Below are 13,802 nucleotides of genomic sequence, written 5' to 3' on the forward strand. Positions count from 1 at the left end.
AAATGCTTTTGATTTTATCCAAATTATGATTAAACAACTATTGCATCTGTTTGGTAAATTTTACTACTATTGCAAAACTTTTTAAGTTTAAAACTATTTGTTGCAACTCCATTTTCAATATCCACAACCATCATTTGAAGTATTGTTTTACAAGAGTTTGGAACATCAAAGTGGCTACCAATTCCAGTTGTTGCTCTTTGAATTGGAGCTTTCTCATCCATTCCAATTACATTATCATAACAACCTGTTAATCCAATATCTGTTAAATATGCAGTATTTTGAAAAATTTGTAAATCATCTGTTCCAACATGAGTGTGTGTTCCACATATGGCACTAACTTGATTTTTAAACATCATAAGCATTACTCTTTTTTCACTTGTTGCTTCACCATGAAAATCTACAAATATGTTTTTAACTCCTTGCTCTATTAGATCATTAATAACTTTTTTAGCAAGATTAAATGGATTTTCAACAAGTGGCATTGAGTATTGTCCCATAAGATTTAATATAGCAATACTCTCTATATTTTCACCAACTTGAACATCTTTTATTACTAATCCTGTTCCAACTACTCCCTCTGGATAGTTATGAGGTCTTAAAATATTATTGTTTTCAAGTAAAACTTGTAAATCTTTTTTCTTATCAAAGCTGTGGTTACCACCTGTTATTACATCAACTCCAGATGAAAAAAGCTCTTTTGCACTTTCAATTGTAAGTCCAAAACCGTGACTTGCATTTTCACCATTTGCTATTACTAAATCCAATTTATACTCAGCTCTTAAATGTTTTAAACTCTCTTTAATTATCTTTCTTCCAGGACGACCAACTATATCGCCTATAAATCCTATTCTCAAACTATATCCTCTTTTAAAATTTTTAATCTTATCTCAAAAACTGCACCAAATTCACCATTATAAGCATCTATAAATCCACCATTCTCTTCAACAATATTTTTAGCAATAGATAGACCTATTCCCATTCCACCCTTCTCTTTTTGACTATTGAAAGGTTCAAATAGTTTTTTCATAGCCTCATTCTTTATTCCACCTGCACTATCTTTAAATCTAATAAGAATATCTTTTTCAAAAGTTGAAACCTCTATTTTTAACCATCTTTTATCATAATCTTCAATTTTTTCAAGTTCATCTAAAGCATTATTTATAATAATAATCCAAACTTGCTCAATTTTTTGTTTTTGACCATAAAAATAGATAGTTTTATTAAATATTGTTTTATCATCCAAATCAAATAAAGTATCATTTAAATAGATTTTACTTATATGTTTTGCTCTATTTTGAGCAATAGTTAATGCTGTTTGAATTGTTTGATAGATATTTATCTTCTCTTGATTTGAAGCTTTAGAGTGTGTAACTTCTCTCATAGATTCAACAATATTTGCAATTCTATCTATTCCATCTTTTATTTTTTTACTATCTTGTAGCATTCTTTGTTTTATTTCTGTATCTTCTAAATCATTTATATCATAAGACATTAACTCAAGATTTCCTTTTACATAAGTTAAAGGAGTATTTATCTCATGTGTAATTCCAGCTGCTAAACTTCCAATGTAACTTAGTTTTGCACTTTTTATCTGCTCTTCTAAATGAATCTTCTCTTTTGCTTTACTCTTTGCTAACTCTTGCTTTATTCTAGTTTCAAGGTTTAAATTCAACTCTTGTAAAACTCTTTTATCTTCAAGTGAATTTACAATAAAAATAATCTGCTCTTTCTCTCTTAAAAGTCTTAAACTAAGCTCTAAATGGATTTTTAAACCATCTTTTTTTATAAAAATTTTCTCTATTTTTTGAACTTTTATTAAATCACTCATAGCATTTAATAGTTTTTTTAACTCTTTTTTTGAATCTGCTAATATTAAATTTAAAGGTGATAATCTAATTAACTCTATCTCTTCATAGCCCAAAAACTCACAAAGCTGACTATTTACTTTTATAAATTTAAAATCTTTATTTAAAAGTGCAATTCCACTATGTACATTTTCAAAAATACTATTATATATCTCAACTTGATTATTTAAATTAAAATATAGATCTTCAATCTTCATCTTATCAGTACTATCTATACAGATAATATTAAAATATTGATCAAACTCATCATTTATAACCTCTACAAAAATATCTACAAAAAACCTATCGCCATTTTTCTTAAAACCTTGAATATTTTTTAGACTCAAGCTCTTTTTTTCATAAGATTTTTCTACACTTTTTTTAATGATTTTTTTCAAATTTCTATTTATTAATCTCTTATATTTATGACCCAAAAGTTCACTTTTTGAATAACCCAAAAAGCTAGAAAATGCAGAGCTGATATTTTTTATAACTCCATCAAAATCTACTTTTATAAATAGAATATATCTATCCATAATCTCACTATTTTTATTTAAAATATCATTATACTCTTGATTAAAAATATCAAGTTCCTCTTTTTTTGTCTCTATTTTCTTATTATTTTCGGCAATTAATAGAGTAGTTATAATTGAAAATATAAGTGATAAAAATAGCGTAACATATAAAAGATTTGAAAAATTATTAAATAGAAAATATTTATAACTCTCTTTATCTTTTTTTACTAAAAATAGATAAAAATCACTATCATTTAAATCTATTTTTTTATAGATAAAATCATCTAAATCTATTGATTCTTGAAACTCATATCTATTTAAAAATATTAATTTTTCATTTTGATTAGCAAAAAAATCTCTCATATCAATTTTAAGAATAAAAAACTCTTTTTTTGCTCTAATTGCGAAATTTAAAATATTTTTATTATTTTCATCCAAAAAGATATGCTCTTCATTTAAATTTAGAGTTCTTAATGTTTTAAAATACTCTTTATTGTAGTTTGTCTGTAATCTTGAGTTACTGTTTTGACTATTTTGTAATATATATCTATCTTTAGAGCTAAAATCCAATGACTTAAACTCTAAAATATTTTTATCGTTTAAAACTCTATTTTTAATAAAATTAAAGATATCATCTTGGGTTTTTAAAGAGTCAATAGTTGATTCTACAATAGATAGTTTTTGTCTATATAGATCTAATAAATTTAAAAGTTTATCTTCTTGATTTTTTAAAATAGTATTTGAAATTTGTTGATTATTTGTTTGAATATAACTGCTATGGTAGTTATAAAATGAGTTTAAAAAAAATGCAAATAAAAAGAGAAAAAAGATCAAAAATGTAAAAAATATCTTAATATAAAAAGGTAACCGCATTATTTCGCTTTTTTAATTTTTATATAATATGTTGTCTCTTTTTCACTATTTTTACACCAAAAAATAGCTCTATTTTTATCAATTAACAGCTTTGCTAAATGTATTTGTGAATCTAAATAAGTATCATCAATCTTATTTAAAATATCATCAAGAAACTCTCTTTTAGCTTCATTTTCAATATCTTCACTAATCTTAATTGTAAGCTCATCTAAAATTGTTGTTGTCAAAATTTTTATATTTGCTTTTTTTATATCATAAGTATTTATCTGATCTAATATAAATAAAATTATATTTTGAATAATAGATTTTAGTTCAAAAGAGCTAATTTGTAAATCAATATTCTCATCAATATCAAAAGATAAGTTTGTATTTAAATTTTTAAGATTTTGTTTTAAATTGTGGTTAATACTATTTAAAACTGAACTTAGATTTGCTCTTCGTTCACTTGAGAAGTTAAATATCTTTTTTGTATCGTTTAAAATAAAAGATAGATTATGAAGCTCTCTTTTTACTCTACTTTGTAAAATTTCAATTGAATTCTCATCAAAATTTTTCTCATCACTAGCTCTATCTAATTCATAAGATATTTTCGATATTGACTGCTGCCACTGATGAGAGATAGAGTCCATAATTTTTGATAAAAATGATATCTTTGCATCATCTTTTATATCTTTATCAAGAAGTCTTAACTCATTTAATCTATTTGATAAATCCTCTTTTAAAAGTTTATTCATCTTTTCAAGTTGTTTTGCATCTGTAATATCTGTTCTAATTGAACTGTAACCAATATGCCTATTTTTAATATCATATGTAGAGAAAATTTTTAATCTTACCCAATAAGTATTTCCAAATTTATCTCTATTTTTAATCTCACCTTGCCAAGTATGCAATATCTCTAAATCTTTTTTTAACTTTTTATAAAAGTTTTCAGATACATCATCATGTCTTAAAAGATCAATATTTTTCCCAATTATCTCATCTTTTGAGTAACCAGAGCTTTTACAAAATGCTTTTGAAACATTTGTTATCTTTCCATCTAAATCAAAATCTATTTTTAAAATATGGTTATCAATAATATTTGAAAGTTCATCATATTTTAGTTGCAAAATATCTTTTTTTCTTTTTATTTGTAATAAATATGCCAAAATGAAAATCAAAATAACAACAAATATACTAAAAAAGATAAGTAAGTAGCCATAAAAATCATCTATTTTTGCTATTTTTTTATCTGATTTATTGTAATAAACCAAATACAAAGAGTCTTGATAAAACTCTAAATATGATACAAATGCAAAAGTTAAAATATTTTTATTGCCATCTTTTTTAACAACAAATGTATCATCTTTTCTATTTTCAAAAGCTTTTTCCAATCTCTTTATACTATTTTTATTTGTTAAATATAAAGAGAAATCATCTTCTTGCAATTTAGATGCAAATAGTTTTTTAAATTTAAATTGTGATGAGTTTTGTTCAAGTTTTTCCAAAACCAAATCTAAATCAAACTCTATGTTCATTATAGATATTAGGTTTAAATTTTTATCAAATATTGGTTTTGAAAAGACCAAATACCCCTCATCTGAGATATTTTTATATGCTTTTTGCTCTTTTTTACTATTTATAACTTTTTCAATTAGTGAAATAGTAAGTGGATCTTTGAAGTTTAAATCTTTGAAATTTAAAATTTGAGCACCATCAACACTATAAAAACTAATATCAAAAACTCCCAAAGTAGTATAATATGAGTATTCAGCTTCTATTGCATCATAAAGAAGATTTTTTAATCGCATATCATTTTTTTCACTACTTATAATATCAACAATTTTATTACTTTTAATAATCTCTGTAAAATATACAAACTCAGCCGTATCTTCAAGCTCTTTGATTAAAAGTTCATAATCTTTTAATACTTTATCTTTGATTTGTAAATTTACCTTTTCAAAATCACTATTTTTTAAATAGTTTAATGAAAATATTATTGTAATTACTACTAAAAAAAAGAGTATCGCATACCTTATTTTATTCATTAATTAATTCTCATTTAGTATCTCTAATACTTGTTTCTCCAAAGCTTCAAGAGAACTAAATGGTTTCATTATATAGTGAGTTGCTCCCTCTTTATGAGATTTTAAAACTTTATCCAAAGTTGAATATGCTGTCATCATAACAACTTTTTGATCTTCACCTTTATCTCTAATTTTTTCTAAAACATCAATTCCATTCATTTGTGGCATCATAATATCTAAAAGTACTAAATCATATTTTGAACTCTCATTACTACTTAAAAATGTAAGAGGATTAGAAAAAGATGAAATTTTGAATTTTGGATTTCTACTTAAAAATCTATTTAAAAGATCTAAAATTTCTGTTTCGTCATCAACTATTGCAATATTAAATTTTCTATTTTCCATTCGTTACTCCTTTATTAAATAGTTTTGTTGCAGCATCTTTCATAACTGCATTGTTTTTCTCTTCCAAAATTTTATCTAAATATAAAAATACTTTTTCACTAGCATTTTCGACTAACTCTATCTTATTTTCAATTAGCTCTTTTGAACACGATATCTCATTTCCTGAACACTCTTTTGCTAAAATATTTGCCTCTTTGTGTACAACTGAGTGAGGATTATCTAAACTTTTAAATGAAGGTACAAAACTAAACTCCTGTTTTCCAAGTCCTGTATTATACCATTGACCTAATCTACACTGTGTATGATCAACTGCTTTAAAGTTATTTGGATTTCCAAAAATCAATTGATATAGATTGTTTTTATAAATAACATGATCTAGCTTTGCAAGATTTATAAATATCTTATTTGAAATACTCTCAACTTCATAAACTGCTCTATTTGAATTTTTTTGGAAACTATTCATTAAGCCGCTTAAAGTATCAATTCTAGTTTTTGTCTCATTTACAACATTTGTAACAACATCTGAACTAGTTTTTATCTTCTCTGTTTCATGCTGAATTGTTGTAACAACATCTTTTATCTGTTTTGCAGCATCCGCACTTCTACTAGCTAGATTTCTCACCTCTTGTGCAACAACAGCAAAACCTTTTCCAGCTTCACCAGCAGTTGCTGCTTCAACAGCAGCATTTAGTGATAAAATATTTGTTTGGAAAGCTATCTCTTGAATAATATTTATAACAGAAGCGATATCTTGGCTCTTTACAACAAGTGAATTTACAACTTCATTTTCACTTGCAATTTCACTATGAAGATTGTCCGTATATGAAACTATCTCTTTAATCAGATTTAAACCTTTTGTTGAACCATCTGCTGTCTCATTTGACTCTTTTTGCATAGATTGTAGCTCTTCTAAAAGACTTAAATATGTAGTTTGAGTATCACTTAAAGATTTTGTAACATTTTTATTATGTCTTGCTAAAAGTCCACCCTCTTTATTATCGTGAATTGATGTTTTTCTTAAAGCAACAAGTGTATAGTTTTTGAATTTTTTAGCAACAGCTTCAGCTTCGCACTCTTGTAAAAGAATTCTATCTTCCCCTTTTTTTACCGCTTCAATAATAGGAGAAAAATCACTTAAATTTGTTTTAGTAACACTATTTGCAAAGAAAAGTTTATCATTTTCATCAAATACAGCCATTCCTTCATCTATTGAAAGTGTTGATATTTTTTTAAAAAGTTCAATCTCTTCATCTTTTTTATTAAGTAAAGTATCAAACTCTTTTTTAAGTTTATCAAACTCTTTTTTAACCAACTCATCTTTTTTGATAAGTTCAGTTTTTAAAGCTCTTATTTCAAGTTCTAAGTTCTTAATTTTCTCATCTTTTTCTTTGCTGCTAAAAAACATCTCTTCTCCTATGCTTTATTAAATTCTAAAGGGTAGCTAAAATATACTTAAAAATTATTTTGCTCTTTTGCACATAAGTAAGCTTGAGAAAAGATTATTTGAAAATTAAATCCACCTAGCTCTCCCGTTAAATCCAAGCACTCTCCTATAAAATACAAATCTTTTTGTTTTAAACTCTCAAATGTTTTATGATTTATCTCATCTGTACAGATGCCACCTTTTGTAACTTCTGCTTTTGTATATCCAAAATTTCCAGCAGGAGCAAAACTATATTTGTTTAATATTTTTAAACTCTCAAGCTCCTCTTTGCTCAATTTTGAACAAGGTTTATCCTCTAAATTTATCGATTTTAAAAACTCTTGAGTAAATCTTTTTGGTAAAGGCAAGGCTGTTGAGATATTTTTATTTCCAACTAAAAGTTTTTTAATATCAATATTTGGTAAAAAATCAATTGCTATTTTTCCCTTTTTCCAATACAAAGAGCTACTTAAAACAGCTGGTCCACTAAAACCTTTATGAGCAAAAAGTAGATTTCCTTCTATCTTTTTATCTTCAACAAATATATTTACAAATATTGAAAGTCCTGATAAATCTTTAAACCAAAACTGCTCTTTTTGAACTGTAAAGCCTACAAGTGCTGGATTTAAATCAACTACTTTATGATTAAACTTTTTTGCAATATCAAAAGCAATAGTTGAAGCTCCCAAAGAGGTGTAAGATAAACCTCCACTAGCAACTACAACTTTTTTTGCTTCAATACTGCCTCTACTTGTAGTTATTGTAAAAAAATTATTATATGAAATATCCAAAACCTTTGTAGAGAGAAACTTTTTTATATGAGTTGTTAAAAGATTAAACATATCTATAACATCTTGGCTAGAGTTACAAAAATATGTACCTTTTACTATTTTTGGATTTATTTTTGGATAGAGCTGATTTTTATTTAAAAATCTAAGCAAATCATCTTTTGAGAATCTTTTTAAAATATCTTTGGCAAAATCTCTATCCCCTAAATAGTTATTTTCACTTACAAACTCATTTGTAATATTACACTTTGCTCCACCTGAAACTTTTATTTTTTGCCCTATTTTATCATTTGAATCTATTAAACAAATATTTTTAAATTTTCTCTTATCTAAATTTGAAGCAAACATCAAACCACTTGCACCTGCTCCAATTATTGCTATGTCGTAAATTTTATATCCTTTTTTATGGTAAAAATATTTTTACCATCTATATAATCATAAAGCAGATTATACCCATTTGCTTTTAAAATATTAAATACAATATAGAGTCCCAAACCAAAAGATTCATTTGAAGTTTTTATAGAAAATGGCTCTAAATATTTTTGAAAATCCCCTTTTAATTTCTCACCATCATTTATAAATAAAATATCATCGCCAATAGTTTTTATCTCAAGAGATTTGCTACTTGAGTATTTTATTGCATTATCAATTAGGTTTTTTATAGCAATACTAAAGAGCCTAAAATTCACAAAAAGCTTTATATTTTCGTAAGAGTTTTTTACCAAACTATCTTCAAGCATCAAAATATCTTTTGCTTCATCTAATAAATCTTCTAAAAAATAGCTCTTTTTTTCTAAAATTTTATTTTGAGATATTAACTCTTCAATAGTTGCAAACTCATTTATTAAAGACTCTAAACGATTGAAAACCATCTTTAGTTTTTCACTATTCTCTTCATTTTGTTCAAGCTGCAGAAGAATTTTTCCTTTTGTAATTGGAGTTTTAAGTTCATGCATAATATTTCGTATAAATACATTTCTTGACTCTTTTATATTTTTTAGTTTTTTTGCACTATTTTTAAACTCTTTTGTCAAAATTGTTATCTCATCATTTTTGCCACTACTTTTTATCTCAAAATCAAACTTCTCATCTCCAAGATTTATAACCTTATCTTTTAAAATCTTAAGAGGAAAAAGCTGTTTTAAGGTTCTTATATATAAAAAAGTTAAAACAAAAAATAGGATAAAAAATACAAAAACAAGATAATAGCTATTTGAAAAACTACTACTTTCACTATCTTTTATTAAAAAACTAACTCTTGGTCTTTCAAAAAGTAGATAGTTTTTGTCATCTATTACAAATATTTTAAAAACCTCTTTGCCCCTATTTCTTGAAAATATAAGTTTTTTATTTTTATTTTCTAAAATAGGTTTTATATCTTTATCAAAATATAACTCATAGTTCATATCTTTTAAAAAACTTTTAAACTCTTGATTTATGTTGTGTCTTTGTTTATCAACTACTTTAAAAAGCGGTCTATATTTATCTATTAACTCTCTATCTTTAAGATAGTTTTCATTTGTAAGTAAAAATATAAATGAAAAAATAAGAAGTAATATTGTAATAATATAGTTTAAAGTACTTGAAAATATTATTGAATCTTTGTTCATTGTATAAATTTATACCCCATTCCTCTAATAGTTTGAATATATTTTGGCTCTTTTGGATTCTCTTCTATTTTGTGTCTAATTCTATTTATTATAACTGCAAGTGAACCACTACTTTCATAATCACTATTTAAAACATCTGAGTTTTCAAAAATATCCTCTCTGCTTACTATGAACCCCTCTCTTTTTATAAATAGACTTAGTATTTCAAACTCAGCGGCTGTTAATTTAATATATTCACCATCTTTTGTAATCTCTTTTTTCTCCTCATTTAAAAGAAATTGTTTTTTAATATTTGGCTCATCTACTTGTATTGATTTATTAAATCTTCGTAAAATTGTTCTAATACGAACCTCTAACTCTCTTGGGTCATAAGGTTTTGGTAAATAGTCATCAGCTCCTAATTTTAAAGCAGTAACCTTATCTGTAATATCACTTCTTGCACTTGAAATTATAATTGGTATATCAAATTTATTAACAAGCTCTTTACAAACATCTAATCCATCCATACCAGGAAGTGTTAAATCTAAAATTATCAAATCAAATTTTTCTAATTTTAAACTAGAAAGAGCCAAAAATGGCTCTTCATAATTTACTACTTGAATATTAAACTGCTTTAAATAGCTACTTAAAACATTTGCTAACTCTAAGTCATCCTCTATCATTGCAATTTTTATCATAGTTTAATCTTCAAATCTTTGTTTCATTCTCTCTTTTCTTAAATCAAGCAAAGTTCTTAACTGCTCTTTTTGTTTTGAATCTAAAACTTTATAAGCTTTCTCTATTGTATTAGCATGTAACTCTTGATTTTTCTCTCTCTTATCTTTCATAATTTTAATAAATTTCTCTTTATCAAAACTATCTTTTGAGAAAGCATCACAAGGAAACTCTTGGTTTTTTTTGCTATCTTTTATTATATTGTCAATCTTTGTTTTTTGATCTTTTGTTAAATTTAACTCATAAAAAATTCCTAAAATACCACTTTGTTGTTTTGACATCATTTTGTTATCTTTTTTATTTATTGGGCAGTTTTGATTATCTTTTCTAAAATCACAATTTGCCCCACCTTGTTGTGCATAAAGCCCACTTACCAAAATTGAAGCTAAAGCTAAACTTGATACGATTTTTCTCATTTGAAATCCTTTTTTTAAGATAATGAAATTATTACATAACAACTTTAATGAATCTTAAATTTTATATTAACGAAACCTTACAATAAACAAAAAATAATATCTGTTTTGATACAATCTAAGAATTTAAAAAATAATTTTAAAAAAGAGAAAGAATGAAATTATCAAAGTTTTTAACAAAATTTATATTTATTATAGCCTTCACATCAGTTGCTTTAGCCTTTATTGTATCTGTTATTTTTCAATATAAAAGTTTCAAGAATGAGTTAAAACATTTAAGAGTTGAATTTACTGAACAGAAAAAACGAGAGGTAAAAAATGAAGTTAAAATGCTTTATGAAATTATTGATTATAGAGAAAATATTTTAAGAAAAAAAGTTGAAGATTTACTAAAAGATAGAGTAAATCAAGCTTATAATTTAGCTATGGATATTTACAATAAAAATATTGATACAAAATCAGAAGAGGAGATAAAGTATCTTATTGCAAAATCTTTACAAGATTTTAAATTTAAAGATAAAAATAGTTATTTTTTTATAAATAGTAATAGTGGACAAGCTATTTTATTTGATAATAATATTATGTTAGATAAATATTTTGATGTTATAAATCTAAAAGATTCAAAAAATAAGTTTATAATTCAAGAACAGATTAAAATAGCAAAAGAGAAAAAAGAGGGATTTACAACAAACTATTTTGTTAAACCAAATAATAAAAATGAAAAAAAACATATAAAACTATCATATATTAAATTTTTTGAACCTTTTGACTGGCATATTGGTACAGGAGAGTATTTAGATGAGTTAAGAGAGAAAAACAAAGATGAGATTTTAAGCTGGCTAAACTCTTTAAAATATGAAAATAGTAGTTATATGTTTTTAAATACAACAGATGGTAAAACTTTGATTTTTGAAGGTAAAAAAACAAAATCAGCACCTCACCCATTTCCAGAGCTATTTAAAAAGCAGTTAGAGATTGCTCAAAATAAAGATGGCGGTTTTTTTGAATATAACTTTAAAAAACCAAATAGCAATGAAGAGTTTGAAAAAATATCATTTTTGAAAAAATATGATGAGTATGGTTGGGTAATTGGTTCTGGGGTATATTTAGATGAAGCTGAAAATGAGTTATTAAGAAAAGAGGCTTTGTTTAAGAAAAATATAAATCAGCAAATATTATCTATGTTTGTTATATTTTTACTTATTTTAGTAGCTATCTATTTTATTTCAAAATATTTAGCAGATTTTATAAATAAAAATATCAAAAATGTAATTCTTTCTTTTAATAAAGCATCTTTAAAAAATGAGAAGATAGATACAAATAGTTTAAGCTTTAAAGAGTTTATAATTCTTGCAAATAGACTTAATAAAACTTTAGAAAATAAAAATATAGTTGAGAAAAAACTACAAGATTATGTAAATATTGTTAATCAAAATGTGATAGTTTCAACTACCGATAAAAAAGGCGTTATAACTGAAATTAGTGAAGCTTTTTGTGAAATATCAGGATATAAAAAAGATGAACTTATAAAAAAATCTCACAACATTGTAAGACATCCTGATACTCCTGCTACTTTTTATGAAGATATGTGGGAAAAACTTTTAAACAAACAAGAGTGGAGAGGTGAGATTAAAAATCTACATAAAAATGGGGATACTTATTGGGTTTATGCAATTATCACTCCTATTTTAAAAAATGATGAGATTGTAGGTTTTACCTCTATAAAAACAGATATTACAAATAGAAAGTATATAGAGGAGCTTTCAATAACAGATGAGCTAACAAAGATTTATAATAGAAGATTTTTTAATACAAAAATAGAAGAGGAGATAAATAGAGCAAAAAGAGACAACAAAGAGCTTTGTTTGATTTTCTTAGATATTGACTTTTTCAAACAGTACAATGATACTTATGGTCACCAAGAGGGAGATTTTGTAATAAAAAGTGTAGCAAATGTTTTGAAAAATAGAACTCACAGAGCTGGAGATTTTGCATTTAGAGTTGGAGGAGAAGAGTTTGCTGTAATTTCTCATATTGAAAAAAGCAAGGCTATGGATTATGCTTTATTGATAAAAAATGATATTGAAAATCTAAAAATAGAGCATAGTGGAAACAAAGTTTCTCAATATGTAACAATCTCTCTTGGAGTGGTTTGTAAAAATGGTGTTGAGATAAATAGTAGCGAAGAGTTATATAAAAATGCAGATGAAAATCTTTATGAAGCAAAAAGATCTGGAAGAAATTGTGTGGTTATGAAATAATGTTGATTAAAGTTGCTACTTTTAATCTTTTTCAATTTTGCTCAAATAACCACTCTTTTTACACAAAAAAAGATAGATTTACCAAAAGCGATTGGGAAGAGAAAAAATCTTGGATAAAAAAACAGCTTCTTAAAATGGATTGCGATATTGTAGGTTTTCAAGAGGTTTTTTCACAAGATGAGTTAAAGAGTCTTGTTTTGGAGCTTGGATTTAAAGAGTTTGTAGTTGTTCAAACTCCAAGATTAGAAGAGAAAAACCAAGTTTTTAAATCTACAACAGTAGCATTAGCTACTAAATTTCCAATTAAAAATATAGAAAAAGTAGAGACAAAAGATAATTTCTCTTTTGCAAGAGAGCCTATAAAAGCAACTATTTGCCTTAATGATAATTTAGAAATTGTTGTATATGTAGCTCACTTAAAATCAAATAGATTAAATGAGTTTGAGTATAGATTTACAAAAGATACGACTCTTGAAGAGAAAAAAAACAAACTTGATATTGCTTTAAAAAACAACTACTCTCTTTCATTAAAACAACGCCTTAATGAGGCAAAAACTCTTCACTTTGATATAAAAAAACAAAAAAGTGCATCTATTTTGCTTTGTGATTTAAACGATAGAGAGTATTCAATAACTATTGATGCACTTACAAACAAAAGGTTTTATATAAAAGAGCTTTTAAAAGATGATTTAGTTTTGTTTGATAGCTATGATTTTGCACCAAAAAAAGTTTACAATCCACATCCAGAGTTCAAAGGTTTTAAAAGAACACCAACAAGCTATTTTATAGGCAAAGGAAACACTCTTGATTTTATTTTTGTAAATAGATTTTTAAAAGATAAAATCAAAGATTTTAAAGTTTTTGATGAGCATTTAAAAAAGAATCAAAATGGAAGTTTGGCTACAAGTGACCATGCACAAGTGGTCTGTGAAATAGAAGTTTAAATAGAGAAA

11 protein-coding genes and 1 pseudogene are annotated in these 13,802 nt (G+C 25.2%); 2 read left to right on the top strand and 10 right to left on the bottom strand.

The features are described from left to right. Nucleotides 1-29 precede the first annotated feature (29 nt). The 10 genes and pseudogenes from CRU94_RS01620 to CRU94_RS01660 all read right to left on the bottom strand — a co-directional run bounded on the left by CRU94_RS01620 (nt 30) and on the right by CRU94_RS01660 (nt 10,591). Nucleotides 30-854 carry a TIGR00282 family metallophosphoesterase gene (locus CRU94_RS01620; protein ID WP_129105080.1) on the bottom strand — a complete coding sequence of 275 codons (825 nt, stop codon included), beginning with the start codon at nt 852-854 and terminating at the stop codon, nt 30-32. After that, a complete protein-coding gene (locus tag CRU94_RS01625) occupies nt 851-3,232 on the bottom strand; it encodes a PAS domain-containing sensor histidine kinase (protein WP_129105081.1) in 2,382 nt (793 codons plus the stop codon). The genes CRU94_RS01620 and CRU94_RS01625 overlap by 4 nt, the downstream gene beginning before the upstream one ends. Continuing rightward, nucleotides 3,232-5,256: a PAS domain-containing protein gene (locus CRU94_RS01630; protein WP_129105082.1), complete on the bottom strand. Its 2,025-nt coding sequence runs from the start codon at nt 5,254-5,256 to the stop codon at nt 3,232-3,234. Before CRU94_RS01630 ends, CRU94_RS01625 begins: the two co-directional genes overlap by 1 nt. Nucleotides 5,257-5,259: 3 nt before the next feature. Next, nucleotides 5,260-5,640, bottom strand: coding sequence for a response regulator (locus CRU94_RS01635; RefSeq protein WP_129105083.1), 381 nt, complete (start codon nt 5,638-5,640; stop codon nt 5,260-5,262). Further along, nucleotides 5,630-6,052, bottom strand: coding sequence for a CZB domain-containing protein (locus tag CRU94_RS09825; protein WP_258237376.1), 423 nt, complete (start codon nt 6,050-6,052; stop codon nt 5,630-5,632). Before CRU94_RS09825 ends, CRU94_RS01635 begins: the two co-directional genes overlap by 11 nt. Further along, nucleotides 6,050-7,045, bottom strand: a pseudogene (locus CRU94_RS09760) (methyl-accepting chemotaxis protein); the annotation flags it as partial. The pseudogene CRU94_RS09760 and the gene CRU94_RS09825, both read right to left, overlap by 3 nt. A 47-nt stretch (nt 7,046-7,092) precedes the next feature. Continuing rightward, the gene (locus CRU94_RS01645; protein ID WP_258237377.1) at nt 7,093-8,223 is read right to left on the bottom strand and encodes a BaiN/RdsA family NAD(P)/FAD-dependent oxidoreductase; all 1,131 of its coding nucleotides are present in this window, start codon (nt 8,221-8,223) and stop codon (nt 7,093-7,095) included. Nucleotides 8,224-8,228: 5 nt separating this feature from the next. Beyond that, entirely contained in the window at nt 8,229-9,461 is a 1,233-nt protein-coding gene (locus CRU94_RS01650) for an ArsS family sensor histidine kinase (protein ID WP_129105086.1), read from the bottom strand. Beyond that, entirely contained in the window at nt 9,458-10,138 is a 681-nt protein-coding gene (locus CRU94_RS01655) for a response regulator transcription factor (RefSeq protein WP_129105087.1), read from the bottom strand. Before CRU94_RS01655 ends, CRU94_RS01650 begins: the two co-directional genes overlap by 4 nt. Nucleotides 10,139-10,141: 3 nt before the next feature. Then, entirely contained in the window at nt 10,142-10,591 is a 450-nt protein-coding gene (locus CRU94_RS01660; protein ID WP_129105088.1) for a Spy/CpxP family protein refolding chaperone, read from the bottom strand. 152 nt (nt 10,592-10,743) lie between these two features. On the opposite strand from CRU94_RS01660, the gene CRU94_RS01665 reads away from it, so the two are divergent. Beyond that, nucleotides 10,744-12,849: a cache domain-containing protein gene (locus CRU94_RS01665; protein WP_129105089.1), complete on the top strand. Its 2,106-nt coding sequence runs from the start codon at nt 10,744-10,746 to the stop codon at nt 12,847-12,849. After that, complete coding sequence (locus CRU94_RS01670) at nt 12,849-13,793, top strand: endonuclease/exonuclease/phosphatase family protein (protein ID WP_129105090.1); 945 nt, start codon at nt 12,849-12,851, stop codon at nt 13,791-13,793. The genes CRU94_RS01665 and CRU94_RS01670 overlap by 1 nt, the downstream gene beginning before the upstream one ends. Nucleotides 13,794-13,802: the final 9 nt, after the last annotated feature.

The organism is Arcobacter sp. AHV-9/2010 (assembly GCF_004116575.1).
Classification (GTDB): Bacteria; Campylobacterota; Campylobacteria; order Campylobacterales; family Arcobacteraceae; genus Aliarcobacter; species Aliarcobacter skirrowii.

Excerpts from the sequence above, each read along its gene's own strand:
- CRU94_RS01660 (WP_129105088.1), bottom strand. The coding sequence starts at position 10,591 with ATGAGAAAAATCGTATCAAGTTTAGCTTTAGCTTCAATTTTGGTAAGT.
- CRU94_RS01630 (WP_129105082.1), bottom strand. The coding sequence starts at position 5,256 with ATGAATAAAATAAGGTATGCGATACTCTTTTTTTTAGTAGTAATTACA.
- CRU94_RS01650 (WP_129105086.1), bottom strand. The coding sequence starts at position 9,461 with ATGAACAAAGATTCAATAATATTTTCAAGTACTTTAAACTATATTATT.
- CRU94_RS01665 (WP_129105089.1), top strand. The coding sequence starts at position 10,744 with ATGAAATTATCAAAGTTTTTAACAAAATTTATATTTATTATAGCCTTC.
- CRU94_RS01635 (WP_129105083.1), bottom strand. The coding sequence starts at position 5,640 with ATGGAAAATAGAAAATTTAATATTGCAATAGTTGATGACGAAACAGAA.
- CRU94_RS01670 (WP_129105090.1), top strand. The coding sequence starts at position 12,849 with ATGTTGATTAAAGTTGCTACTTTTAATCTTTTTCAATTTTGCTCAAAT.
- CRU94_RS01655 (WP_129105087.1), bottom strand. The coding sequence starts at position 10,138 with ATGATAAAAATTGCAATGATAGAGGATGACTTAGAGTTAGCAAATGTT.
- CRU94_RS01625 (WP_129105081.1), bottom strand. The coding sequence starts at position 3,232 with ATGCGGTTACCTTTTTATATTAAGATATTTTTTACATTTTTGATCTTT.